At 58.0% G+C, this 25,512-nt stretch carries 31 protein-coding genes; 8 read left to right on the plus strand and 23 right to left on the minus strand.

Features of this window, described 5'->3' with window-relative positions:
• Positions 1–10 precede the first annotated feature (10 nt).
• Complete coding sequence (locus PYTT_RS13650; protein ID WP_067774766.1) at positions 11–985, plus strand: extracellular solute-binding protein; 975 nt, start codon at positions 11–13, stop codon at positions 983–985.
• A gap of 44 nt (positions 986–1,029) precedes the next feature.
• On the opposite strand, the gene PYTT_RS04340 is transcribed toward PYTT_RS13650, so the two are convergent.
• Positions 1,030–1,359, minus strand: coding sequence for a hypothetical protein (locus PYTT_RS04340; protein WP_141675774.1), 330 nt, complete (start codon positions 1,357–1,359; stop codon positions 1,030–1,032).
• Positions 1,360–1,658: 299 nt separating this feature from the next.
• On the opposite strand from PYTT_RS04340, the gene PYTT_RS04345 reads away from it, so the two are divergent.
• From PYTT_RS04345 to PYTT_RS04365, 5 genes are read left to right on the plus strand one after another with little or no spacing between them, the layout of a single operon-like run.
• A complete protein-coding gene (locus PYTT_RS04345; protein ID WP_067774758.1) occupies positions 1,659–2,915 on the plus strand; it encodes a hypothetical protein in 1,257 nt (418 codons plus the stop codon).
• 21 nt (positions 2,916–2,936) lie between these two features.
• Positions 2,937–4,196, plus strand: coding sequence for a hypothetical protein (locus tag PYTT_RS04350; protein WP_067774755.1), 1,260 nt, complete (start codon positions 2,937–2,939; stop codon positions 4,194–4,196).
• A 12-nt stretch (positions 4,197–4,208) separates the two neighbouring features.
• Positions 4,209–5,318: a hypothetical protein gene (locus tag PYTT_RS04355; protein WP_067774752.1), complete on the plus strand. Its 1,110-nt coding sequence runs from the start codon at positions 4,209–4,211 to the stop codon at positions 5,316–5,318.
• Positions 5,319–5,340: 22 nt separating this feature from the next.
• Positions 5,341–6,156, plus strand: coding sequence for a hypothetical protein (locus tag PYTT_RS13290; RefSeq protein WP_067774749.1), 816 nt, complete (start codon positions 5,341–5,343; stop codon positions 6,154–6,156).
• Positions 6,153–8,156 carry a prolipoprotein diacylglyceryl transferase family protein gene (locus PYTT_RS04365; protein ID WP_067774746.1) on the plus strand — a complete coding sequence of 668 codons (2,004 nt, stop codon included), beginning with the start codon at positions 6,153–6,155 and terminating at the stop codon, positions 8,154–8,156. Before PYTT_RS13290 ends, PYTT_RS04365 begins: the two co-directional genes overlap by 4 nt.
• Before the next feature lie 296 nt (positions 8,157–8,452).
• Here the strand turns inward: PYTT_RS04365 and PYTT_RS04375 are convergent, their stop codons facing one another.
• Both PYTT_RS04375 and PYTT_RS04380 read right to left on the minus strand, forming a co-directional pair.
• A complete protein-coding gene (locus PYTT_RS04375) occupies positions 8,453–9,697 on the minus strand; it encodes a PA14 domain-containing protein (protein WP_067774740.1) in 1,245 nt (414 codons plus the stop codon).
• Between the two features lie 208 nt (positions 9,698–9,905).
• The gene (locus PYTT_RS04380) at positions 9,906–11,165 is read right to left on the minus strand and encodes a hypothetical protein (protein WP_067774737.1); all 1,260 of its coding nucleotides are present in this window, start codon (positions 11,163–11,165) and stop codon (positions 9,906–9,908) included.
• 239 nt (positions 11,166–11,404) lie between these two features.
• Here PYTT_RS04380 and PYTT_RS04385 point away from each other — a divergent pair, with 239 nt between their 5' ends.
• The gene (locus PYTT_RS04385) at positions 11,405–12,100 is read left to right on the plus strand and encodes a hypothetical protein (RefSeq protein WP_067774734.1); all 696 of its coding nucleotides are present in this window, start codon (positions 11,405–11,407) and stop codon (positions 12,098–12,100) included.
• A gap of 147 nt (positions 12,101–12,247) precedes the next feature.
• On the opposite strand, the gene rplN is transcribed toward PYTT_RS04385, so the two are convergent.
• The 17 genes from rplN to PYTT_RS13565 are packed head-to-tail and all read right to left on the minus strand — an operon-like array spanning position 12,248 to position 21,998.
• Positions 12,248–12,613 carry a 50S ribosomal protein L14 gene (gene rplN / locus PYTT_RS04390; RefSeq protein ID WP_067774731.1) on the minus strand — a complete coding sequence of 122 codons (366 nt, stop codon included), beginning with the start codon at positions 12,611–12,613 and terminating at the stop codon, positions 12,248–12,250.
• Between the two features lie 31 nt (positions 12,614–12,644).
• Complete coding sequence (rpsQ, locus tag PYTT_RS04395) at positions 12,645–12,914, minus strand: 30S ribosomal protein S17 (RefSeq protein WP_067774727.1); 270 nt, start codon at positions 12,912–12,914, stop codon at positions 12,645–12,647.
• Positions 12,915–12,934: 20 nt separating this feature from the next.
• Positions 12,935–13,135 (minus strand): 50S ribosomal protein L29, encoded by a 201-nt coding sequence (rpmC, locus tag PYTT_RS04400; RefSeq protein WP_067774724.1) that lies wholly within the window; start codon positions 13,133–13,135, stop codon positions 12,935–12,937.
• 21 nt (positions 13,136–13,156) lie between these two features.
• Positions 13,157–13,585, minus strand: coding sequence for a 50S ribosomal protein L16 (rplP, locus tag PYTT_RS04405; RefSeq protein ID WP_067774721.1), 429 nt, complete (start codon positions 13,583–13,585; stop codon positions 13,157–13,159).
• A gap of 38 nt (positions 13,586–13,623) precedes the next feature.
• Entirely contained in the window at positions 13,624–14,346 is a 723-nt protein-coding gene (rpsC, locus tag PYTT_RS04410; protein ID WP_067774718.1) for a 30S ribosomal protein S3, read from the minus strand.
• 30 nt (positions 14,347–14,376) lie between these two features.
• Complete coding sequence (rplV, locus tag PYTT_RS04415; protein ID WP_067774715.1) at positions 14,377–14,715, minus strand: 50S ribosomal protein L22; 339 nt, start codon at positions 14,713–14,715, stop codon at positions 14,377–14,379.
• Positions 14,716–14,744: 29 nt separating this feature from the next.
• Complete coding sequence (locus PYTT_RS04420) at positions 14,745–15,464, minus strand: hypothetical protein (protein ID WP_071133285.1); 720 nt, start codon at positions 15,462–15,464, stop codon at positions 14,745–14,747.
• Between the two features lie 26 nt (positions 15,465–15,490).
• Positions 15,491–15,760 carry a 30S ribosomal protein S19 gene (gene rpsS / locus PYTT_RS04425; protein ID WP_067774709.1) on the minus strand — a complete coding sequence of 90 codons (270 nt, stop codon included), beginning with the start codon at positions 15,758–15,760 and terminating at the stop codon, positions 15,491–15,493.
• Between the two features lie 34 nt (positions 15,761–15,794).
• The gene (rplB, locus tag PYTT_RS04430; protein ID WP_067774706.1) at positions 15,795–16,631 is read right to left on the minus strand and encodes a 50S ribosomal protein L2; all 837 of its coding nucleotides are present in this window, start codon (positions 16,629–16,631) and stop codon (positions 15,795–15,797) included.
• A gap of 27 nt (positions 16,632–16,658) precedes the next feature.
• A complete protein-coding gene (rplW, locus tag PYTT_RS04435; RefSeq protein WP_067774704.1) occupies positions 16,659–16,943 on the minus strand; it encodes a 50S ribosomal protein L23 in 285 nt (94 codons plus the stop codon).
• Between the two features lie 4 nt (positions 16,944–16,947).
• The gene (gene rplD / locus PYTT_RS04440) at positions 16,948–17,556 is read right to left on the minus strand and encodes a 50S ribosomal protein L4 (protein ID WP_067774701.1); all 609 of its coding nucleotides are present in this window, start codon (positions 17,554–17,556) and stop codon (positions 16,948–16,950) included.
• A gap of 24 nt (positions 17,557–17,580) precedes the next feature.
• Positions 17,581–18,225: a 50S ribosomal protein L3 gene (rplC, locus tag PYTT_RS04445; RefSeq protein WP_067774698.1), complete on the minus strand. Its 645-nt coding sequence runs from the start codon at positions 18,223–18,225 to the stop codon at positions 17,581–17,583.
• 47 nt (positions 18,226–18,272) lie between these two features.
• Positions 18,273–18,581 carry a 30S ribosomal protein S10 gene (gene rpsJ / locus PYTT_RS04450; protein ID WP_067774695.1) on the minus strand — a complete coding sequence of 103 codons (309 nt, stop codon included), beginning with the start codon at positions 18,579–18,581 and terminating at the stop codon, positions 18,273–18,275.
• A gap of 38 nt (positions 18,582–18,619) precedes the next feature.
• Positions 18,620–20,770 (minus strand): elongation factor G, encoded by a 2,151-nt coding sequence (gene fusA, locus PYTT_RS04455; RefSeq protein ID WP_067774691.1) that lies wholly within the window; start codon positions 20,768–20,770, stop codon positions 18,620–18,622.
• A gap of 58 nt (positions 20,771–20,828) precedes the next feature.
• Complete coding sequence (gene rpsG / locus PYTT_RS04460) at positions 20,829–21,302, minus strand: 30S ribosomal protein S7 (RefSeq protein ID WP_067774688.1); 474 nt, start codon at positions 21,300–21,302, stop codon at positions 20,829–20,831.
• A gap of 32 nt (positions 21,303–21,334) precedes the next feature.
• Positions 21,335–21,718, minus strand: a complete 384-nt coding sequence (gene rpsL, locus PYTT_RS04465; RefSeq protein ID WP_067774685.1) for a 30S ribosomal protein S12 — start codon at positions 21,716–21,718, stop codon at positions 21,335–21,337.
• The gene (locus PYTT_RS13565) at positions 21,690–21,998 is read right to left on the minus strand and encodes a hypothetical protein (protein ID WP_172801766.1); all 309 of its coding nucleotides are present in this window, start codon (positions 21,996–21,998) and stop codon (positions 21,690–21,692) included. The genes rpsL and PYTT_RS13565 overlap by 29 nt, the downstream gene beginning before the upstream one ends.
• A gap of 48 nt (positions 21,999–22,046) precedes the next feature.
• Here PYTT_RS13565 and PYTT_RS04470 point away from each other — a divergent pair, with 48 nt between their 5' ends.
• Positions 22,047–22,997, plus strand: coding sequence for a hypothetical protein (locus tag PYTT_RS04470; protein ID WP_067774682.1), 951 nt, complete (start codon positions 22,047–22,049; stop codon positions 22,995–22,997).
• A gap of 12 nt (positions 22,998–23,009) precedes the next feature.
• Here PYTT_RS04470 and gluQRS read toward each other — a convergent pair whose 3' ends face one another.
• From gluQRS to PYTT_RS04485, 3 genes are read right to left on the minus strand one after another with little or no spacing between them, the layout of a single operon-like run.
• Positions 23,010–23,888, minus strand: coding sequence for a tRNA glutamyl-Q(34) synthetase GluQRS (gluQRS, locus tag PYTT_RS04475; RefSeq protein WP_067774679.1), 879 nt, complete (start codon positions 23,886–23,888; stop codon positions 23,010–23,012).
• Positions 23,888–24,931 carry an ankyrin repeat domain-containing protein gene (locus tag PYTT_RS04480; RefSeq protein WP_067774676.1) on the minus strand — a complete coding sequence of 348 codons (1,044 nt, stop codon included), beginning with the start codon at positions 24,929–24,931 and terminating at the stop codon, positions 23,888–23,890. Before PYTT_RS04480 ends, gluQRS begins: the two co-directional genes overlap by 1 nt.
• Positions 24,932–24,953: 22 nt before the next feature.
• Complete coding sequence (locus PYTT_RS04485) at positions 24,954–25,511, minus strand: nitroreductase family protein (RefSeq protein WP_172801767.1); 558 nt, start codon at positions 25,509–25,511, stop codon at positions 24,954–24,956.
• Position 25,512 lies beyond the last annotated feature (1 nt).

The raw sequence follows: 25,512 nt of genomic DNA on the forward strand, positions 1-25,512 counted from the left end.
ACACACACACATGAAAAACATCCTCAAAACGGCCTTCGCCGCCCTCATCGCAGCCACAGCCGCCATCCTCCCCCTCTCCTCCTGCAGCCGGCAACAGGAAATCGTCATCTACTCCAACGCGGATGAAGAAGCCAAACTCGCCATGCAGGAAGCACTCGACCGTGCAGGATACGCCGGCCAATACATCCTCTCCTCCTTCAGCACCTCCGAACTCGGAGGCAAAATCATGGCCGAAGGCAAAAACACCGAAGCGGACATCATCACCGCCTCCACCTACTACCTCGAAAGCGCGCAGAAAGAACACGGCATGTACCGAACGCTCGAATTCCCCGTCGAAACCCTCACCCCGGCCAACCCGGAATTCGCCCCCGTCACCGGACAGGAAGGAGCCATCTTCATCAACACCCGCACACTCGCCGCCAACAACCTCCCCCGTCCCCAATCCCTCAAAGACCTCGCCCGCCCCGAATACAAAGGCCACATCTCCATCCCCAACCTCCGCAGCTCCTCCACCGCATGGCTCATGGTACAAGCCCTCGTCCATGCCTATGGGGAACAGGAAGCCACCCGCATCCTCAAAGAAATCGTCGCCAACGCCGGACCCCACCTTGAAAACTCCGGCTCCGCTCCGCTCAAAAAAGCACGCGCCGGAGAAGTCTCCATCGCCTTCGGACTCCGCCATCAGGCCGTTGCCGACAAAAAATCGGGCTTGCCCATCGACTACATCGACCCCACGGAAGGCAACTACATCCTCACCGAATCCATCGCCGTCGTCGACAAAGGAGACAAAACCAACCCCCTCGCCATGAAAATGGCCGAAATCATCGTCAAGGAAGGCCGCCAAGGCATCCGCAAAACCTACCCGGCCCCGCTCTACAAAGGAGAAACATCCACCGCCGACGCCCAATCGGACAACATCCGCACCTACCCCGAACCTCTCACCGTCGACCTCCTCAGAAAACACCAGAACCTCATGCCGCACTGATACGGCACACTCCGGCCTCCCTCTTCTACCCGAACCCCGCAGCCTTAAACCTGCGGGGTTTCTTCATCCACACGAGGCGCCGGAGGAGGCAGAAGAACGAATTTCAGAACAATCGATGCCAACACATACGGAATCGACGACAAAGCGACAGCAGCGATAGACATCACCAAACCAAGATTCCATGCAAAATCGCTCATTCGCGGCGAGAACCCCACGCGTGCCCAAAGCCAGTCCATACCCAAACCGAATCCCAAAGCAACAGCCTGCAGGCAAGTCGGCCCCGCAAACAGCATCCACAGCCATCCGGCCCTGTGGCGGCAGGCATCGCGGCGCAACTGCATCACCGCCGCCCACCAGCACAACAAACATGGCATCGCAAACAGCCAGCACAAACCGACACACGTCGCCGGCTCCCCCATATTCGGCAATGGCAAGCATGCGGAAACCACATACAAAACCAGCCAAACACCCCATAAATACCATCCCGACCGAGTCATGCCCATCATCCTACGCACTGCCCGGCAAACGGCAAGCTCCAAACAAACACATGACAAAAAACGCATTCGCCCCAGCATCCATCCGTCTAGCTCCATCAGATTCCCCGAAGGGAAATCGAAAGCAAACCTTGACACATCCTCCCCGGCGTGGCAGAGTCGCAAACAAGCACCCCCTTATGAACACCCGTTCCATCACCCTTGCAGCGGCCATTCTGACCGTTCTTGCACCCGTATTCCACGCATCGGCCGACGACAACCACCCCGCCGCTTCCACGCAAACCGCCGTCCCCCCCCTCACGGAACAACAACGCGAAGCCCTCCATACCGTCATTGAAGACGGAGCCTGCGCCGCCATCATCGCCTCCGGCGATGCGGAACTTCAGGAACGCCTCATGGGTGAAAACAATATCAACTACACCCAGCTCAAACTCGCAAGCATCGCCTCCCGGGCCATGGCCGGCTCTCCTGCAATAGCCATCCTGCCCCCCGCCCTTCGCGACACCTTCCGCCAAACAGCCGAAATCTCCGAACAGATCGCTGCCGCCTTTGAAAACAAACCCATCGACAACGAACGCATCACCGCCCTTGTCGAACAACTCAAGAAAGTAAACGACAGCCAGAAACAATACTGCAAACAGGCCGGAGCATTCGACATCGAACAAATGGCAGCCGCCATCTCCGCACGGCTCCTGAACGCCTTCCAAAACGAATTCGCCAAACCGGAAAACCGGGATGGCATCCGGGATTCCATCAAATACGATCGGGAAAAAAGAGAAGCCTACCTTCGCGACATGCTCAACCGCCTGCGGCAAAACATGCATGCGGAACAGCAACCGGCTCCCACGGCATCACCTGAAGAAAAACAGGCTATCTCCGACTTCCTCGACCGCACCTTCATCAACGCCAACCTCTCCATACTCCGCCACCCGGAACGCTGGCGGGACAAAAGCAAACACATGGACAACATCCTGCGATTGGCTCCCGACCCATCCACCCTCCCGAAGGAGCTGCGTCTTCAACTTGAGAAAGAACGGGAAACCTACCGAACCGTCGCCAACCTGCGCAACAAACAACGCCTCCATCGGCTCATCGCCACACTCCCCGCCATGCAGAACATCGGCTCCAACGACAGGCAGGCATTCCGGGAAAGCATGGATCAGGCAATGCAGCAAAGCCGCACCGTCCCAACCCTCATTCGCACACTCACCGGAGTCTCGCCCGAAGAACATCATGCCGGACTCCGCATGAAAATGATCGCCCAATCTCAGGAAAAAATGCCTGAAGCGCTCCGGCTTCTCAACCTCCCGCCGTTGCAGGGAAACACCATCGCAGCCTACATCCTCAAACTGCCCTTGAAAGAACAGGAACGCATCCAAACTACCGCCTGCATCATCGTCCTCGAAGACTGGCAAAAAAACGGCACCCCGAAATAACCTTCCATCCCATCCACTGCCATGAACTGCATACACCCCATCCTCGCCGCCGCACTCCTTGCATTCCCGCAATCCTACGCCGAAACCGAGCCTTCAGACAACCGCCCCGCGGCAGAACTCACCGCACCTCTTGATACAGGCCTCACGGCGGAACAGAAAAAAGCCCTGCACCACCTCTATGCGGCTGCCGCATTGTCCGAACTCACCTACTTAGACACTCTGTACAATCGCAATCCGGAGGAAGCATCCACCGAGGATCCCTCGATCTCCTACTACCCGCGTAACTACTTCCGCTTGCTGGCATCGCCATTCCAAGCCATCGCAGATTCCCCGGAATTGGCCAAACTTCCGCCCGAACTGAGCTCTCTCATACAGGAAGCCGGAAAACAGGCCCGCGAGGTCATCGAACTTCTGGAACGGCAACCTGTCGAAAAACCCCGCCTCGTCACGGCCGTCCAGGCCTTGGAACAAACGCGCAGCCGGATCAACGAACACCTCCTGCACCGGTACGGCATCAATGCCGAATGGCTGCGTGCCTGCACCTATCATCGGCTGAACCTGCTCCACAACAGCATCGCCTGGCCGAAAGGATTCGCCACATCAAGCCGTGATCTGGAAGATGAAAACCCGGATAGCGCAACAGCCCTTCAAATGGCCTATGATGCGCTTCGCGACGAACTGCCCCTCGACATCCCTCTGCACAGCGAACGGAGCCGCCACATCATTGAATACGAAGAGGTCAAGCAGCTGAACAGGGACATCTACTTCCTGAAAAACATGCATACACGTTGGCAACAGCACGCACAATATCGCATGGAATTGGAAACCATGCCGGACAGCAGCCGACTGCCGGAAGATCTTCAAACCATCATCGCCGAACAACGCACGCTCCTGCAAGCTCTGAGCAAACCGCGCAGAACTCCATACCTCATGCAACAAATCGTCGGAACATTCGGCAACAAACGATGGGCGGAAGAACGCATGGCCGAATGGGATCGCAACAAAAAACGGCTACTCACTCGCCGCGAAGAGTATCATCGAATGATCGAACAAAAAACAAAAGGTGAAGCAGGTGCCTACTATCAGTACACCGTGTACATCTCCGCCGCACTCCCGTTCCGTTACATCGACTCTGCCCGGAAAGCGTTGGACCTGCCTCCCGGCGACGCCGACCCGTATCGGTACCTTCTCTCCCTGCCGCCGAAACAGCAGGAACAGCTCAGCGAACGCGCCTGCCTCATGCTATGCGAAGAATGGCAGAAAAACGGCATCCCCCAATAAACCCACTTCTTCATGCTTACGACCCTTGCCGCACTGTATGCACTCGCATGGCCCATCCCGGCCATCACGACCGGCCAGCCCCAGCCCGCCGCTCTCCCCACAATCGTCGGGACTGCAGCCATCGAACCCATGACGGAATCGCAGAAACAGGCGATCAAAACCGTCATGCAGGATGCGGCAGCCGCGTCCCAACAAGCTGCCTTTCTCGATACGGAACTCTGCAACGACATCCTTGCAGAACAAATCCCAGCCCTGCTCCGTTTTCTGAACATCTACTGCCAGGGTTATCTCAACTCGCCTGCATTCTCTCAGCTGCCTGCGCCATTGCGCACATCCATCGAGCGGATGACCGCCCACGCCGCTCGCCTGCGCGACATCGCGCCGACGCGTGAACAACATCCCAAACAATACGCCGAGCTGTACCATGCTCTCATGCAGGAAAAGGACTTTCAGCAACAATATTGCCAAACAGCCGCCTCAATCGACTGGAACAGGGAAAACACCAGAAACACCTCACTCTTCAGATTCTACTACGTTGAATATCTCAGCCGGCCGGAAATCCGTCGACTCCTCGCATCCAAGGCATACAGAACGAAAGAAAAACAAAAAAAACTCCTCAACCGGGCCTTGCGCGACGCCCGATTCCGGCTCCGCAACGAACACGACACACCGGCACAATCCACCCCGGAAGAACAGGCAGCCATCATCCGCTACATCGGGCAGGCATACATCGCGAAAGAACTCGCCCGGCTGGAAGCTCCCGGAAAACCGGAAGAACAACCGGACATCGACACAAGCGGCCTTCCGCAGGACCTCCGCAACCAATTGGAGAACGACCAGACGGAACAACAAGGCTACTCATCGAAAACATCCCGCCTCATTCTGGAAAAAACAGGCATGTGCATGGAAGAACACATGGCGCTGCTCAAAACCCAACTATTCGACCTCCAGCCAACAAGAGAGGCGGAAGCACGCCGCCTCCTGAACCTCCCGGACGGCGATCCAGACGCAATCATCTACCGTCTCTCCCTGTCGGAAGAACAGAGAAAAAAACTCAGAAACGAAACTTCCAGACTCCTCCTGCAGGATTGGCGGCAAAACGGCATCCCCTCCCACCGGTAGCGCAACATCCAGCCCACCTCCCATGCCCTCCTTCTCCCTGACCAAAACCTACCTCGATTGCCAAACCGACAACGGAACGACTATCGTCTGCTACGCCTCGGTGCTGAGCCTCGGACACCTCAAATTCCGGCATGCCTCATGGCTGGAACTCCTGCCTGACGGCACATCCAAACGTCGGCAAACCTTCATCCGCGGCGCCATGCCCGAAAACACGGAACAGGGAAACATCCTCTGGCAATGCCGCAGCCTGCATGCTGCTGGAACCTGGCGCCCCGAACACCCCTCCCTGCCGCTCCAGCACCTCCACACCGAACGCGGGCTCACCACCGACTGGCATTGCCTCCAGCCGCGCAGCCGCGTCTCCCTCCGCCTCGAAAACCGCCACTACGAAGGCATCGGATATGCCGAACGCCTCCACATGACACTCCCTCCATGGAAACTCCCCATCGACACCCTCCACTGGGGCCGCTTCCTCGGAGACAAAGGCAGCACCATCATCTGGATCGTCTGGGAAGGACCCAGCCCCGTCACCCTGCTGTGGGACACGCAATGGCGGCACCATCCTGCCGGACTCCATGCCTCAGCCGACGGCTCCTCCCTCCGCACAGACACCCTCAGGCTTGACTTCGACCGCCGCCACATCCTGCGTGAAGGCGCCATCGGCTCCACCGTCCTCCGCACCTTCCCGGCACTGGCGAAAAAACTGCTTCCCCCCTCCATCCTTCACCTGCACGAATGCAAATGGGCCGGACGGGCCACGCTCACCACATCCTCCGGCACCGAACCCGGCCTGAGCATCCACGAAATCGTCCGCTTCTCCCCTCCCTCCGCATCATGACCGACACTCCCCGCCCCCAGCGCACCCTCCTGCACCGGCTCATCGCCAGCAGAACATTCTACGCCGCTTGCTTCTGCATCCTCCTGCCCCTCCTCATCGTCTGGGGATGCATCCGCCTCGAACCCTCCGTCACCCTCCCCCCTCTGCATCACCCGATCATCGGCACAGCCATGGCCACCCTCGCCCTCTCTGGCATGGCCGCCGCCATGCTAAACCTTAAAATACGGGGAGGCGGCCTCCCCATGAACGGCTTCCCGCCGCCCCGCTTCGTCGCCACCGGCATCTACCGCCTCGTACCGCATCCCATCTACACATGCAGCGTCATCCTCGCCGCCGGAGCCTCCGTTGCCACCGGTTCGGCGGCAGGACTCTACATCTTCACACCCCTCATCGCCCTCGGCTGTGCCGCCATCGTCTGGGGATACGAACGGCAGGACCTCATCCGCCGCTTCGGCACCAGCTCTCCACCCACATGGCTATCCCTGCCGCCTCCCGGCCATCGGCACAACACCCCCTTTGAACGACTCCGCGCCTTCCTCCTCCCCGCCATCGTCTGGACAGCCCTCTACTTCCTCGGCGGTCACATGATGCTCACCGAAGGCGCCCCCTCATGCCGCATCCTCGGAGAACAGGCAACCCCCGTCATCCAGCAGGCGGGCTGGATCTACGTCAGCATCTACCCTGTCCTCCTCCTCGTCATCCTCCTCCAGCACACCGACGCCCTCATGAGAAGCTTCGCCATCTCCGGCATCCTTGCCTGCGCTCTGGCATTCCTCCTCTACATCCTCTTCCCCCTCTCCTGCCCATTCCTCCCCTTCGAACCGACCACCGCCGGTGGCCGACTACTCGAATGGGAACGCTCCGTCGACCTCAACGGCGGCATCGCCTTCCCCTCCTACCATGCCCTCTGGGCCTTCCTCATGCTCGCTGCGCTCTGGCGGGCCGCACCCGGCAACCTCCCGCGCCTACTCATGCTCCTGTGGACACTCGCACTCTGCTGGAGCTGCGTCGCCACAGGCATGCACGGATGGATCGACATCATCGCCGCCGCTCTCCTCACCGCAGGCGTCCTCCTTCGCGCACCCATCCTTCGCAGCATCATCCGCCTCTCCGAATGCCTCGCCAACTCGTGGCACGCATGGCGCATCGGCCCCCTCCGCATCATCAACCACGCCATCTACACCTTCCTCGCCGCCGCCGGAGGCTACTACCTCGTCCTCGCACTGGCCGGGCCATCCTACCTCCTCGCATCCGGCATCGTCACCATCTGCTCACTCGCCGGAGCAGGCATCTGGGCCCAGCTCATCGAAGGCTCCTCCCAACTCCTCCGCCCCTTCGGCTACTATGGCGCCATCCTCGGCGGCATTGCGGGCATCCTCCTCATCGCCACGACCTCCCACCTTCTTCCCGAAAACGGCAACGACCCATGGATCATCTTCGGAGCCATGGCTGCCGCCGCACCCTGGATACAGGCCATCGGACGCATCCGCTGCATCGTACAGGGCTGCTGCCACGGCCGCCCCGTCCACACCTGCCATACCCACCTCGGACTCCGCCACACCAACCCCTCCTCACGCGTCTGTGCCCTCAGCCCCTACACCGGCATCCCCCTCCACGCTACGCCACTCTACTCCATCGCCTTCAACCTCCTCATCGGAACCATCCTCCTCCGGCTCTGGACAGCCTCCGCCTCCGTAGCACTCATCGCCGGACTCTACTTCGCCCTTGCCGGACTCTCCCGCTTCGTCGAAGAAGCCTACCGGGGAGAACCCCAAACGCGCCGCGCATGGGGACTCACCGAATACCAGTGGCTCGCCGTCGCCTTCATCCTGACCGCCTTCGTCATCTGGAGCCTTCCCGGAGGAACCACGCCCGCCCCGGCCCCCGACTGGCTGAACGCCACATACTGGCTCGCCCTCCCCGTCGGCCTCCTCTACGCCTTCGCCATGAGCATGGACTTCCCCAACTCCCATCGCCGCTACTCCCGCCTCACCGGATAGCTCATCTCCTCATCTCCTCATCTCGCCTGTCGACTGATCGTCTGAGGAGAACAGGCTTTTCCACCTTCGGACATGGCGACCAAATAAACGACGCTTCCTCTTTCTTAGCAGGATCCTTCATGACCAGCGAGAGTAAACCGCCCACAGCAGCCAAACAGGCGACTGTCAATCCCAAACGAAACAGAGCCATGATCCATCCTGCAACGGGTGGAGAAGCAACCGATTCGCGCTTCTCCACCTCCTGCATTCATCTTCAAACGCATACACATCTCCAAACATTGCATGAAAGATCCGCATCACACCGTCGCTTCCCAGATCATACTATCCTTATCGTACGGCACATCCGAACGGCGATCGCCGGGAACCTGCATATTCTTGTAAATCTCCTGCGTATTCGGCTCTGCAAAATTCATGCGGAACAGCTGAAAAATCGGTGAACCGCCTGCATCCCGCTTCTTCGGAGCATCGTCCAAATCCTCAATCAGCAGCACGAACCCGAAATAACCGCCCGGCACCTCCGAAATCAAAATCTCAATCGGATACGACTGCCCCTCCTTCACCTCGAACACATCGCCCGTACTGAGACCATCCAGATTATTATTCCAATCGCTCCCCGCCCCATTATACCTGAAAAACTGGCGCGGCTGCCCCTTGGAATCCTTCAACTCCGCACGATTCGCCGCATTGCCGCCCAGCATCTTCCCGGTCGCTACGCTCGACCAGCCGTAATCGAACACCGTCTTCCCATTGAACCGCACCGCCAGAGAATCGTCCCCCAGCCCCACAAAACGGAACCTGCCGGACTTGGGAGCCTTCACCTTCCCGCGGTAAATCGCCACCCACATACTCGCCTTCACCTTATCCTGCACCTTATAGGCATAGGGGGCCTCCTCCGCCTTGCAAATCGGCATATAAAAACAGGGAGCATACAGCTTTGTCGGCGCCTGATAGTACTTCGCCAGCATACTCTTATTCCAGCCGCTCGAATTGAACTCGCTCAGAACCTGCTTGCACAGCCCGGGACTCATCCCCGTCGGCGCACCGGAAGGCGTCTGCTTCAAATCGTAAAACGTACCTTCCAGTGCCGAACCGCCGCCGTCTGGATCCTCTGTACCGAGCGGATGATCCCCGGGGCCGGAATCGCCGAACTGCGTCAGCCCCGGCCCAATACCGGTCCCGAACACTGGAGACATCCCGAAATCCATCTGATCCGTCACGATATCCACGGGATTAATCTGAACGGAACCCGCCGTCACGGCAACCACCACCGGAGGAGCCACCTGTGAGGCCATACTGGCGCGCGACACCGTCTTCCGGACCATCTTGGGTGTCTCGGCGGGCCTCGCATCCTCCGTATGGAAGAAACCATCTCGTTTGGCGGGCCCTTCGCTTTCGACAAACAGCCTGACCATCAGAAACAACGTCACACCGCCAAGAAAACAGCACAGCAGCGACACCGCCACAGCCGACATCCTGTTGCGGCGCGCTGTCCTCTTCAGTTCGACCTCGGCTTCGGGAGTAATGGAAATATGAATAGCCATATGATTAATTCGTGTTGGAGTTGATAACAAATATTGTTGACAGATAAATCATGCATCCCTAAACCCGAATAAGCGAGACAAAGAGGTGTAACAGAACTGTAACAACAATCACAGCAGCGTCTCATCGCCCGCCGCACCTTGGCTGGGCACAAACCAAAAACCGCCCCGGGCAACATGCCCGGGGCGGCCGATCCATCCAACAAACCACTCAGGGAACAGCTCTCCAGATCAAGCTATCGGCATCATAGGGCACATGCGACCTCCTGTCACCGGGCACATTCATTCGTTCGTACAACTCCTCCGTCGAAGGAAGAGCAAAATTCGTACGGAACAACTGGAAAATCGGGGAACCCGTCGCATCACGCCCCTTCGGAGCATCGTCCAAATCCTCGATCAGCAACACGAACCCGAAATACCCGCCCGGAATCTCCGACACCAACACCTCCACCGGATACGTCTTCCCGGCCTCCACCGCAAACACATCTCCCGAACACAAACCATCCAAATTCCCGTTCCAATCCGGCCCGGCGCCCGCATAACGGAAAAACTCGCGTGGCTTCCCCCGATCATCCCGCAGCGCAGCACGAACAGCGTGCTTATCCGCTCCGCCCGTCATCTGACCGGAAGACAAATTCTCCCAGCCGTAATCGAACACCGTCCTCCCGTTGAACCGCACCGCAAGGGCATCGTCTCCCAGCCCGACAAAACGGAACCTCCCGCTCTTCGGAGCAACCACCTTCCCGCGGTACACCGCCACCCACTGACTGGCCTTCACACGATCCTGCACCCCGTAGGCAAACGGAGCCTCCTCCGCCTTGCAAATCGGCAGGTAGAAACACGAAGCATACAACTTCGTCGGAGCCTTGTAAAACCTCGCCAGCACCCCGGCATTCCACCCCTTATTCACGAACTCGCCCAGCGTCTTCTTGCACAGCGCGGGAGACATCCCCGTCTCCGCACCGGAAACCGTCTGCTTCAAATCGTAAAACGTTCCCTCCAAAGCCGAGGCTGTCTCAATCTCTTCCGTAGTCGAAAACACATCGCCGATCACCGTCGAACGCACCGGATGAAAACCGATACCTTCCAGCCCCGGCCCCGTACCTACATTCACGGACAGTCCCAGTCGAGCATCCTCCGTCGGCTCGTCCACAGACGGAAGCACAACGGGCGACAAAGCATCCGGCAAAACAAGATTCAACGCAGAATCCGGAGAAGAATCGTCCACAGTCGGTCGGGGCCGAAGCATCTCGGGACGCTTCAACGGAGCGGCGACCTCATCGGTCTCCCAATAATCGGACTGAAACATCATCTCCGGAGCATCGGCAAACAGCCGCACTGTCAGATACAAAGTCACTCCGCCCAGCGCACAGCAAAGGCAGGACACACACAAGGCGGACACCTTGTCGCGGCAGGCCGACTTCTTCAACTCGGCCTCGGCTTCCGGTAAAATAGCAACATGAAGGGACATAATTTTATAGATTGGTTAAGGTTGAACATGGTTAATTGACAAAACCATTACTATCCCCTTCCCCACCAAAAAGCGAGACAAAGCCGTGCAACAGAAGCGTCTCAACTGTTACAGAATCATCTCATCCCTACTCCGGCAAGCCCTTGCCGCGTTGCACTTCTTTCTGCTCCTATCACCCGGAAAGCCGGATCTTGACAACCCGGCCCTGCCAACCTACCATCAAACAGACACATCCCCTCATGCCTGCTCCTCCCCTGCACTCATCGCAACCCGCCTACTACACCATCGGCTACTACCTTGCCGAATGCGGACACCTGCCAGACTACCACCCACAGGCCCCCGGTCGCCTGCTCACAGCCAGCCACTGCTTCTGCCGCCTGCATCCCGACCTCATCGCGTGCTACTGGAACGGCTGGGAAACGAAGAAAGAACCCTACCAGCAGAAAACCGGCCTCTCTGACGAAGCTCTTGCCTCCCTGTCGCAGCACCTGAGCACCATGGAAATCGACAGCGATTCCCGCTTCGAACGCCGCGCGGATGCACAGCACATCCGACAAACATACTTTACCCAAAGAAACGACATCCACCTCATCTCCATCTCTCTGACCGCCCCCTACCGGGACAAACTCTCCCCGCACGGTCCCGCCAACCACATCACCAAAACTCTCTGTACTCAAAAACTCGACGGAGGACGCCACCTCGGCAACGACATCCTCGGCTGGGACATCGGCAGCTTCCACACCTACCTGTGCAACGGACTCGAACAGGACATCGCGGCAATCCACCCTCTCCGGCTCAACACATGGGGCTTGATCGACAATCCTTACGAAGAAGTGGAAACATACGCCGAACTCATCCAAAATCAAGGAGAACCCGTCATCTGGCTCCCCGTCGCCGTCCATCTGCACGATGCCGGATACCCGGCGGAAACGTAAAACCACCCATACCAGCCTCCCGCCTCCTCTATACAGCCACGAACACCTGGCACGGGCCGCCACCCCTGACCGCATACACAACAAAAGCAGGAGCCTCTTGAAGAGACTCCTGCCTTCTGGAAGTGAATCAGTCAATCGGACCTTCTCTTACAGCACCTCGGGTGCCAGAGAAACGATCTTCATGAATTGCTTTTCGCGGAGTTCACGGGCCACCGGTCCGAAGATACGGGTGCCGCGCGGATTGTTGTCCTTGTCGATGATGACAACGGCGTTGCCATCGAAACGGAGGACGGAGCCGTCATCGCGGCGGATCGGAGCAGCCGTACGAACGACGACGGCCTTCACCACGCTGCCCTTCTTCACGGCAGCAGTGGGGATCGATTCACGGATGTGGCAGGTAATGATATCGCCAATGTGCGCCTGACGCGTACGCTTGCCGATCACGCCAATCATCTTGGCGGAACGGGCGCCCGTATTATCGGCGACCTGGACGAGGGATTCCATCTGGAGCATGTTACAATAACCTTTCTATTTGATAATCAGATTAGTGGTTAATCACTTCCACCAGCTCCCAGCGCTTGAGGCGGGAGAGGGGACGAGTTTCCACGATGCGGACCTTATCGCCGACTTTGGCAGTATCATTCTCGTCGTGTGCGTAGAATTTCTTGCTCTTCTTGACAATCTTCTTGAACTTCGGATGGGGGACGCGAGCCACGTATTCCACAACGATGGTCTTGTCCATCTTGGTGGAGGTCACGACACCAACGCGAGTCTTACGAAGGCCTTGGGGCTTTGTAGTAGTATTTTCGCTCATTTTGGTTGATTCCTTGGTTCTTATTGAGCAGCGGCTTCACCTTGGACGGTGAGGGCGCAAGCAAGTTCCTTGCGGACGATACGAAGGCGTTGATTATTTTCAAGCTGGCCGGTGGCCTGCTGAATGCGGAGGTTGAAGTATTCTTCGCGAAGGCTGCGGATATGGGCGGAGAGCTCATTGGCCGACATCCCGCGGAAGTCTTTGGCTTTCTTCTTAGGCATGATTCTGAATGGCGGTTGCAATTAGGCCATGGCGGCGACGCCTTGGCGATAGACGAAACGTGTGGAGATACCAAGCTTGTTGGAGGCGAGGCGAAGAGCTTCGCGAGCCTGGGATTCCGTCACACCGGCAACTTCAAACATGATGTTCCCGGGGCGAACGACAGCCACCCAGCCTTCCACGGCACCCTTACCCTTACCCATACGGGTATCCGGCGGACGCTGCGTGAAGGACTTCTGCGGGAAGATGCGGATGAAAACCTTCCCTTTACGGCGAAGGTAACGGTTGATGGCGATACGGCAGGCTTCAATCTGGTTGTTGGTTACCCAGCCGCGGTCGAGGGATTGAAGACCGAAGTCACCGAAAGCAACGGACGTACCGCTGGTGGCATTGCCGGAACGGCTGCCGCGGTGCATCTTGCGATGCTTGACGCGTTTTGGCATTAAAGGCATAGTATATTCCTCCTAGTATTTATTTGTTAATAAATTGATCAGGCATTATTGCGGGGTTCGCGCTCACGACGGGGTCCGCGGGGTCCGCGGTTGTCGCGATTGTTCGGACGACCGGAAGGAGCGGCATTCGCCACTTCGGGACGCTTGTTCACCCAGCACTTGATACCGATGATACCATAAAGAGTGCGAGCTTCGGCAAAACCGTAGTTGATCGGCACGCGGAGAGTCTGCAACGGCACTTTGCCTTCGCGGTACCATTCGGCACGGGCGATGTCGGCACCGCCGAGACGGCCGGCACAACGGATACGGATACCTTCGGCACCGAAATCCATGGCCACCTGCACGGCGCGCTTCATGGCGCGGCGGAAGGAAACGCGGCGTTCGAGCTGCGTTGCGACGTTTTCTGCGATAAGCTGTGCGTCGAGTTCCGGCTGGCGGATTTCAACGATGTCGATCTTCACCTGCGTAGCTGCGCCGCAGATCTTCTTGAGATCTTCCGTCATCTGTTCGATGAGCTCGCCCTTGCGGCCGATCACCAGACCCGGACGGGCGGTGTGAACCGTAATACGGACGCTGTTCCATGCACGCTCGATCACGATGTTGGAGACGGCGGCGGTCTTCAGGCGTTCCTTGATGCACTGGCGCATCTGAAGGTCTTCATGAAGCTTGGTGGCGTAGTCTTTGCCCGTGGCATACCACTTCGAAGCCCAGTCTTTGCTGACGGCGAGGCGGAAGCCGATAGGATTTACTTTATGACCCATGATTCTTGATTCTTGTAGGTGAGACGTTGATTAGGCTTCCTTGGAGGCCAGGACGACAGTAATGTGCGAGGTGCGCTTGCGGATCATATTGGCAGACCCACGGGCACGAGGCATCGTGCGGCGTTGAGTCGGGCCTTCATCCACCATGACAGACTTCACGAAGAGGCTGTCGGCGGCGAGTTCCTTATTGTTCTCGGCGTTGGCAACAGCAGACTTGAGAGCCTTGTTGAGCAGGTAGGCACCCTTCTTCGGGGTGTAACTCAGGGTGTCCGTCGCCTGGGAGACGGTCATGCCCTGGACGGCGCGTGCTACGTCGCGCATCTTCTTCGCAGAGATTCGCGCGTATTTGTAAACAGCTTTCACTTCCATGTTTTTGCTTGTTTTAATGTTAAAGAGTATTATTCGTTTGTTTTGACCGTTGCGCGGTCTCCAACGGCAACCATGAGAGCCGGATTCAGAAGCTTCAGGATAAGCACCCCGGCGACTTCCTTGCGGACGTCCGTCACGATCGTATTGGCGAGGATCTGGTCGCCGCGGGAAATCTCCACCGGCATACCGACTCTCAACCCTCCTTCACGCCCCACATTGACCACCACGAGACCGGAATCGGAATCGATGCTCAACACGGAAGCATTGTCGAGGGTACCCGCGAAATCGCGAGCCGGCGACTGGCGGAAACCCAGCGCCACATCCGTTTCCCTCAGGGCGGATTCCACAGCGGAGCGCGCTGCGGGATCGTCCGTCAGCGCCTGGCTCATGTAGGCGATCACGGCGCTGGAGAGTTTGACGGAGGCTTTCTTGAGAATATCCAGTTCCTCGTTGGCAGCTTCCAGATTGCCCATGGCGTCGATGAGACGCTGCTCGCTGTCGCCGAGGGCGGAACCTCCGAGCGCTTCAAGGCGCTTGCGGATTTCCTGGAGTTTGCCTTCGGCACGGTCAGCATCCTGCCGTGCCTGGATGTAGGAGGTTTTGAGCGTCGTATTCTGTTTTTCGAGACGCTCGATCTTGCGCAACAGATCAGCCCTGCTCTCATCCCCCTGGACAAAGCCTGCTCCCAGCACCACCGCAGCAAGAGCCGCAGAAGCGTATGAGCAGAGTCTGGAGGATGAGGAGAGCATGATAGAGTCTTGTTATGTGGTCCGGATTACTTCTTGCCGATACCGCCGTGCTGCTTGAAGGTGCGCGTCGGAGCGAATTCACCAAGCTTGTGGCCGACCATGTTTTCCGTAACGTACACGGTGGCAAAAGATTTGCCGTTGTGTACGAGGAAGGTGAGACCGACGAAGTCGGGGGTCACCATCGAGGCGCGGCTCCATGTCTTGATCGGCTTGCGGTCACCCGTTTCGATCTGAACATCGATCTTCGCCAGGAGCTTTTGGCTCACAAAGGGTCCTTTTTTGAGGGAACGTCCCATGATATGTACTCTGGTTTGATTTGGTTACGTTAAATTACTTGGACTTGCGGCGCTGCACGATGAAGGCGTCGCTCGGCTTGCGGAGGCGGCGGGTCTTCTGGCCCTTCACATGACCCCACGGGGAGGAAAGGTGCTGGCGGCCACCACCGGACTTGGATTTGCCTTCACCACCACCGTTGGGGTGATCGACCGGGTTCATACACATACCGCGGACAGTCGGGCGGATGCCGAGCCAGCGCGTACGTCCAGCCTTGCCGGAAGTTTCGTTCATGTGCTGCGTATTGCCGACCTGGCCGACCGTGCAGAAGCAGTTTTCATTGAACTTGCGGATTTCGCCGGAGGGCATCTTCACAAGAGCGAAGCCGCCTTCACGGTTGGAAAGAATGGCCTGCTGGCCGGCGGAACGGGCAATCTTGCCACCGGAACCCGGGCGGATTTCGATGTTGTGCACAGCCGTACCGAGGGGCACGCTCTTCAGAGGCATCGCATTACCGACCTTGGGAGCAACCTTTTCGCCGCTTTCCACCGTAGCGCCGACAGCAAGGCCGACGGGAGCAAGGATGTAGGACTTTTCGCCGTCCTTATACTGGATCAGGGCGATGCGGCAGGTGCGGTTCGGATCGTATTCCACGGCGAGAACCGTAGCAGGCACATTGCGCTTGCCGCGAAGGAAATCCACGAGGCGGTAATGGCGCTTGTGACCGCCGCCAATGTGGCGGGTCGTGATACGGCCGTTATTGTTGCGGCCGCCGGACTTGCGCAGGGGAGCGAGAAGGCTCTTTTCGGGAGTGGACTTCGTGATCTCGTCGAAGGACGGCAGCACCTTGTAGCGATTGGCCGGAGTGGTAGGCTTGAATGACTTAAGGGACATGATAGCTTACTGTATTAGGGGTTCTACTTAGACGAGGTCGAGGGACTGACCGTCGGCAAGACGCACGTAGGCCTTCTTCCAATGCGGGGCGCGGCCTGCATCGGAGCGGCGGCGGCGGCGTTCCTTGCCGTCGTAGTTGGCCGTGCGAACGGAAACGACCTTCTTGTCGAATGCACGTTCAATGGCTTGCTTGATTTCGATCTTGTTGGCGTCCCGCTCAACTTCAAAGACGATTTCGCCTGTCGTTTCGTGCAGCACCGTAGCCTTTTCGCTGATGCGCACCTTCTTGATGATTTGGTAAATGTCTTTCATGTTCTTAGGCCGTGCGGCTGGCGAGAGTTTCAAAAGAGGTTTCCACGAGAATCACCTTCCCGGCATGGAGAAGCTGTTCGACGTTCACTTCGGCAGCCGTCATCAGGAGGACTTCCTGCACGTTACGGCCTGCGAGCTTCGTCTTTTCGTCGAAGGATTCGGCGACGACGAGCACTTTCTTGCTGTCGGTGAGAGCGGAGACTGCGGCGATGAAGCTCTTGGTCTTGCCGTCTTCCACGGCGAAAGCGGGAACCGTCACGACCTTGTCACCGGCGATGATATCGCCGAGCACGCGGCGAAGAGCCAGGCGGCGGGTCGTCTTGTTCACTTTCTTGGTGTAGTCGCAGGGGCGGGGACCGAAGACCACGCCGCCGCCCACCATGATGGGAGCGCGCTTGTCGCCATGACGGGCATTACCCGTACCCTTCTGGCGGAAGATCTTCTTGTTGTTACCGCTCACTTCGCCACGCGTCTTCGTGTTGGCGGAACCTGTGCGGCGGTTGGCCTGGTAGGCGACCACGAGGTCGTGTACGGCCTGCGAACCCTTGTCGCTACCAACCGTCTTGATGTTGGCGGCAGCGGCTGCTTCTAATGTAAAGTTCTTTGCGGACATAGATAGGTTTTCCTAAGTTCGTTCTTATTTGCCTTGCTTCTTCTTCGCAGGACGGATCACCACGTAGGAACCTCGGGCGCCCGGAACGGGGCCGGATACGAGGATCACGTTGTCGTCGTTGCGAACCTGCACGACGCGAAGATTCTGAACGGTCGTGTTTTCATTGCCCATGTGACCGGGCATTTTCTGGCCTTTCCAAACGCGGCTCGGCGTGGCGCAAGCGCCGACGGAACCCGTACGACGATGCATCATGGAACCGTGCGCGGCGGGGGAGCCGTGGAAGTTGTGGCGGCGCATTGCGCCCTGGAAGCCCTTGCCTTTCGACGTGCCGATCACGTCCACCCAGGCGCCGTCTTCCAACAGGCCGAGACCCGGATGAGTTGCGCCTTCGGCGGGAAGCTCGGACGCTTCAACGCGGAATTCCTTGAGAAGTTTAACCGGGGCGATGCCCAGCTTCTTGAGATGTCCGGCAACAGGCTTGGAGAGCCTGCTTTCCTTCTGGGCGTCGAACGCGACCTGTACGGCGTTGTAGCCGTCCTTGTCTGCAGTCTTCACCTGGGCAAACGTGTTGCCGGCGACATCAATGACGGTGACGGGGATCATGGAGCCGGTTTCCTGATTGAAAACGCGGGTCATGCCAACCTTTTTACCAATGAGTCCAAGAGCCATTTTAAAAGATGATAGGAATGGTGTTAATAATGCGAACTGGGCCGGGACTAGATCTTGATCGTGATGTCCACGCCAGCCGGGAGGTTGAGCTTCTTCAGCTCGTCCACGGTACGGGCGGTCGGGTCGACGATGTCGAGCAGGCGCTTGTGCGTGCGGATTTCGAATTGTTCGGCGGACTTCTTGTTAACATGGACCGAGCGGTTCACAGAGAACTTCTCGATGCGAGTCGGCAAAGGAATCGGGCCGGCAACTTTGGCTCCGGTGCGCTTGGCGGTCTCAACAATCTCCAGAGCGGAGCGATCGATGGCGCGGGAGTCAAACGCGCGGAGACGGATGCGGATTTTAGGACTTTGCATGAACGTGCGGTACTTTGATTTTCTTGATAAATAAGGTTTTACTTGCCTCCGCGTTCCTTGACGATTTCATCGACAAGGTTCTGGGGCACCTGTTCGAAGTGGGAGGGCTCCATGGAGTAGGAGGCACGGCCACTGGAGAGGGTACGGACAGCGGTGGAATAACCGAACATTTCGGCAAGGGCGACATTAGCCTTGAGGATGCAGTCGTTGGCCTTGGTTTCCATGTTGCTGATTTGACCGCGGCGGCGGTTGAGGTCGCCCATGACGTCGCCCTGATAATCGGTCGGCGTGGAGACTTCGACGGACATGATCGGTTCGAGCATGATCGGCTTGGCCTTCTTGAAGGCATCCTTCATGGCGAAGATGGCAGCCATCTTGAATGCGTTTTCGTTGGAGTCAACTTCGTGGTACGAACCGTCGACCACCTGGACGTTCACGTCCACCACCGGATAACCGGCGATGACACCCGTCGTCATGGCTTCGTTGAGACCGGAATAGACGGCGTTCATGTATTCCTTCGGAATCGCACCGCCGACAATCTTGTTCTCGATCGTCAGGCCCTTGCCGCGTTCGTTCGGCTGCACGTCGATGACGACGTGACCGTACTGACCGCGACCACCGGACTGCTTGACGAGCTTGCCGTCGCCGTGGGCGGGGGCAGTGATCGTTTCGCGGTAGGCGATCTGGGGCTTGCCGACGTTGGCTTCCACCTTGAACTCGCGCATGAGACGGTCGATGATGATTTCGAGGTGAAGCTCACCCATACCGGAAATAATGGTCTGGCCGGTTTCTTCATCCGTCTTCACCTGGAAGGTCGGGTCTTCTTCGGAAAGGCGTCCGAGAGCATTGGACATCTTTTCCTGGTCGGCCTTGGTCTTGGGTTCCACGGCCATGGCGATAACCGGTTCCGGGAAGGTCGGAGGTTCGAGCGTGAAATCGTTGTCGTCTGCCGTGATTGTGTCACCCGTCGTGATATTGCGGAGACCGACGATAGCGGCGATGTCGCCGGAGTACACGGCGTCCACGTCCGTGTGGACGTTGGCCTGAATTTGGATAAGGCGTCCCACACGTTCCGTCTTGCGGGTACGGGGATTGTAAATCGTATCACCCTTCTTGATGACACCGGCATACACGCGGATGAAGACGAGCTTGCCCACGAACTTGTCGGCCCAGAGCTTGAAGACGAGAGCCATCGGCTTCGCGTCGTCGCTGGCGATGATGTCTTCGGAAACGGTTTCGTCCAGCGTGCTGACAACGTGGGCGGGAACGGTTTCAACCGGGGAGGGAAGATAGTCGATCACCGCATCAAGAAGAGCCTGAACGCCCTTGTTCTTGAAAGCGGAACCGCCGGCAACCGGGATGAACTTGTTGGCGATCGTCGCACGACGGATGGCCTTCTTGAGAATTTCAGGGGAGATCGGTTCTTCCATGAGGAACAATTCGCCCAGCTCGTCGTCGACATCGGCCACGCGGCTCACGAGGTCGTGATAGGCGTTGGCAGCCTTCTCCTTGAGCTCGGCGGGAATCTCGACGATTTCGTAGGTGGAACCGAGACGGTCGGAGTCGGAGTACATGATGGCCTTCTGGTTCACCACGTCGATCTGGCCGCAAAGAGCGTCTTCCGCACCGATGGGAATCAGCACCGGAGCCGCATTGGCGCCGAGCTTGGTGAGGATATCGTTCATCACGTTGTCGAAGTTGGCGCCGGTACGGTCCATCTTATTCACGAAGCACATGCGGGGAACGCTGTACTTGGTGGCCTGGCGCCACACGGTTTCCGTCTGGGGCTGCACGCCGGCCACACCGCAGAACACCACGATAGCGCCGTCAAGCACGCGGAGGGAACGTTCCACTTCGGCCGTGAAGTCAACGTGGCCGGGGGTGTCGATCACGTTCACCTGGAAATTCTGACCTTCGAAAATCTTGTAGACTCCTTCAGTGGGAACCTGCTTCCAGTTTGTCGTCACGGCAGCGGAAGTAATGGTGATGCCACGTTCCTGCTCCTGTTCCATCCAGTCGGTCGTCGCAGCGCCGTCATGCACTTCGCCGATCCTGTGGATCATGCCTGTGTAGAAAAGGATACGCTCGGAAAGCGTGGTCTTGCCCGCATCGATGTGAGCGGAGATACCGATATTACGGTAGCGCTCGAGCGGAGCCTTGCGATTGGGATTGCTAACGTTAGTAGCCATATTGAGTCAAAAGAATCTTGTATTTCTGAGGTCAGTCACGGAAAAACCTCCACCGGGATCACCAGCGGAAGTGAGCGAATGCGCGGTTGGCCTGAGCCATCTTGTGCACGTCGTCGCGCTTGCGAACGGAAGAGCCCTGATTATTGGCAGCTTCCTTGATTTCGTTGGCAAGAGCTTTGTGCATCGGCACACCCTTGCGACCGCGGGCATAACCGATAATCCAGCGCATGGCAAGAGCTTCGGAACGGTCGGGAGCCACTTCCAAGGGAACTTGGTAGGTAGCGCCACCGACGCGGCGGCTCTTCACTTCAACACGGGGCTTCGCGTTTTCGATAGCACGTGTGAGGATTTCGAGAGGGTCGATCGTGTCGGTGCCTTCGTTGGCGAGGTCGATGGCAGCATAGACAATGCGTTCCGCGAGGGAGCGCTTGCCGCTGTACATCACCTTGCCGATCAGCTTACCGACGAGAACGGAATCGTAACGGGAGTCACGACGTTCAATCTTCTTGTAGACGCGTTTGCGACGGGCCATGATATGATTATTTCTTAATTAGTTGATATGATTTATTTGGCGGCGGCCTTCGGGCGCTTGGCACCGTACTTGGAACGACCCTGACGACGCTTGTCGACGCCGAGGCAGTCGAGAGCACCGCGGACGATATGGTAACGAACACCGGGCAAGTCCTTCACACGACCGCCGCGCACGAGCACGATGGAGTGTTCCTGAAGATTGTGGCCTTCACCGCCGATATAGGCGATTACTTCTTCGCCGTTCGTCAAACGAACCTTGGCGACCTTACGAAGAGCCGAGTTCGGCTTCTTGGGCGTACGAGTCATCACCTGAAGACATACACCGCGGCGCTGAGGACAGCTGTGAAGCGCACGTGACTTGGATTTTACTTCCGGAGTAATGCGTCCTTTACGGACGAGCTGATTGATGGTCGGCATGTTTCCTGCTTGTTGTTTGTTCGCCGGGCGACCACGAAAAATTGACGACTCCTTCGCAGGAAATCGGCCTTTTTTCCGGAGGCGCACCCGATAGAAATCGATTATATTGCACCCAGAGGCGCTGATAAGGGAGCGACAGTATAATGATTTTTCTAGGGATGACAAGCCTTTTCTTGCGGATTTTGAGATTTTTTTGAAAAACGAATTTCTCCGCTCTTTCGGAAAATAGTTCCGCTGTATGACAAAAATCACCGTCCGCTGCCCATTTCGCGGCTTGCACGACCGTTTTATTTTCGGTTATTCTTGATCGAATAACTTCCCTTCTCCCATGATTCCCGTATCCGCCTGCCTTGCCATCGCGTTCGCGAACCAGTCCGCACCGCCTCCCCTGCCAGCTCCAACCCAGACGCAGACTCCTACCATGATCGAAACGGGCATGCCTGTTAATCAGCTCTTCGACCTGACTACCCGGCAACCTCATCGCCATATTCTGATCCGCCCTGAATATATGGCTGTCGGATTTCAAGATAAGAACGACAGTTTGCTCTGCCTGGTCGACACTCGCGAAATCGCCCCGCGCTATATACTTCTCCTCATCAAAAGCCCTTCGCCCCCTGTCTTGCCGTCACTCGATTTCACCCGGAATCCAACCACTCAAAAATTGTTTGATTCCGTTTTTCACGCACTCCTCGGCAAACAGGCAAAAGACGTTCAATCCGATATTCTGCCCCGGTACCCAAACACGGCTACCATAGGCTCCATGGAAATCTACACCAAAGACGCGCCGCCCGAATCCAGAATAGATCTCTGGAATCACCTGCGACCCATTGCCGGCTTCGACCTGTACCGCCCCATGCAGCTGGTGGATCGCATCCACGCACCCCTGACATCCGGCATGGTCATTTCCACAGGCGATCCCGTCAACAAATTACTCCGGGCTGTGGCGCTTCCTACCAACCATCAGCTTTCCGTCAGTATCGAACCCTCGTTCCGACCGGATGGGGTAACCACCCTCATACTCCATGACCGAGCCATTCCCAATACCAAGCGGCACATCAAATTCCGGATCAACCGCGAGGCCGGGCTCATACCCTCGCCGAAGGGCAGCGACTCTCATACCGCAGAAATACCCCCCGAAACCTTTCCGGACGATGCCGTCATCGAACTCATGACATACTACCCGGATGAACACGATTTCAATGCCGTGGCACCACGCATCCTTCAGACCGTCGATCTCCGCGACCCCATGCAGGCCTTCCAAAATATGGAAAACGAGTAAAAGGCCGCCTGCTCACTCCATCTTCCACACCCCTCCACGCGCCAGAGCTTGCTCGATGGAGGCAAGCAGCCTGCCCGGCTCCATCCCGGCGGAACGCAGGGATTCGAGCGACCGCGCGCCGTCCCTCTTCGCCAGCCGCCTCCCGTACTCGTCGCACAGCAGCCCGTGATGCTTCCATACAGGAACGGGCAACCCCAGCAAAGCCTGCAAGACCCGATGCACATGCGTGGACTCGAACAGATCCATGCCGCGCGTCACATGCGTGATGCCCTGCGCCGCATCATCCACCGTCACCGCAAGATGGTAACTCACCGGAAAATCCTTGCGCGCCAGAATCACATCCCCCAGCCGCGAAGGCTCGCAAACCTGCCGTCCCTCATTCAAATCAAGCCATTCCAGAGAACCAGTCACATCTTGCACGCGGCGGCAATCCAGCCTCCATGCATGAGCCTCTCCGGCTGCCAGTCGAGCCTCCCGCTCGCCCTGCCCCATCGCACGGCACGTTCCCGGGTACGCATCACAGGCCGTGCCATGCGGTGCCCGCGGCATCTCCGCCATGCGCTCCGCAATCTCCTTCCTCGTACAAAAACAGGGATACAGCACACCCATGCCTTTCAGCAGCTCCAACGCCTGCCGGTAGATTTCCATCCGCCTGCTCTGTACCATCACCTCGCCGTCGAACCTCAAGCCCAGCCATGCCAGATCATCCAGTAACGCCTCCGCATATTCCGGCCGGCAACGCTGCAAATCGATATCCTCTATCCGCAAACGGCACAGCCCGCCCAGCTCGTCAGCCAGCCGCCGAGCTTCCACGGCAGCCAGCACATGCCCCACATGCAGCCTGCCGCTCGGGCTGGGGGCAAACCTTGTCGCCTCTCTTGCCTCCGCCATTATTTCCTGACCTTCTTCTCCATCTTCGCCTCCATCTCCTTCATCTCACCCAGAAGCGACTTCAACCCCGGATTGACGGCGCCCTTTTCGAGAGCCTCCGACAACTTCCCGGAAAACTCCTTCAGCAGACCGATCGCCGTCAGCCCTTTCGCATTGGCGCGGCTAGGGTCGGCGCCTCTTTCCAGAAGCAATTCCATCATCTTCGTATCGACAACGCCCTTGGACGGCACCCGGCTCACCAACACAAGCAGAGGCGTATTTTCATCCTTGTCCAGCGTATCGACATAAATCGACTCTCCCTTCTCGTCCTTTCCGTGATCGAGAATGTATTTCACCAACTCGCCGTTGCCCGACATCGCGGCAAACAACAGGCAACTGCCTCCGTTGCTATCGACGGAACACAAAGGAAGCCCCTTTCCGTGCAACAGCTTGACCATATCCAGATGGCCGCCGAAACAGGCGGACGTCATGCAATTGCGCCCTACGGGCGATTTGAAGTTCACATCCGCGCCATGCTTCACCAGCAGTCCGGCCAGCGCCACATCGCCCCGGCCGCATGCATCCATCAGCAGGGACACGCCCGACCGGGAAACCACATTGGCAGGAGCGCCCTTATCCAGCAGAAAGGCGACCACATCCTTATTGCCGCCCTGCACCGCACATTCGATCGGCGTCGGCCACACTCCCTTTCCGGTGGGATCGGCACCCTGCTCGACGAGAAGCGTCACCAGCTCCATATTGCCGCCTCGCGCCGCTCCGGCGAGCGGCGTCCAGCCATAATCGTCGGGCGTCTTCACATCCGCCCCGGCCTCCACCAGATAGCGGGCCACAGGCACATGCCCGTTCAGACAGGCAGCCATCAAAGGCAGCACGCCATCCGAACCCGGAGCCGTCACACGCTCGCCGCTGCCTACGAGGCTCTTCACCTTCACCAGATCGCCGCTCTTGCAGGCACTCACCAGATCGTCGGGAGAAGCATTTGCCGACGCCACCATGGCCGCTCCGGCTACGAGCATTCCGCAAAAGAAAGGAGTATTCATCATAGGAAGCAAATCGGTTTCGTTCTCATTCGGCCGGATACCCCACACTGTGGGAATACGTAACCACCTTATCCTCGCCCAGAGATAACTTCTTTTCCAGCGCCGAGCGATCCACCGAACCGCGGAACACGGACGACAGCCCCGCCGACGTGCAGAACAGATAAATATTCTGCCCGATAAAACCGGAATCCACACTCCTGTATTCAGCAGAAGGCTGCTTGTTCTTGTCTCCGATAATCAGAATCTCTACCGGAGCCTTGCCTCCGGCTACCGGAATTAGATTCTCCTTCGACACCTGCACCAGCTTGTGCGCCGCCGCATCGTAGGCATAGGCGCCGGAACGCAGCAGAACGATCAGCTCAAGCTCCTGCAAATTGCGTGCGGTCGGAGCCGTCCGCTTACCGTCTGGGCGCGTCACGCCGTTAGCGGCCCAGAGCAGGTTCGACAACGCCTGCGGTTCAAGCTCCCTGTCACTGAAAGCACGCTTCGTCGCCCGCTTGGCCAGAGCTTCATTCAATGGCATCCCACCCGACTTCACCGGAGCGGGAAGAGCGATATCCTGAGCAACAGCTCCTGGTGTCATG

Source organism: Neoakkermansia glycaniphila (assembly GCF_900097105.1).
Lineage (GTDB): Bacteria > Verrucomicrobiota > Verrucomicrobiia > Verrucomicrobiales > Akkermansiaceae > Akkermansia > Akkermansia glycaniphila.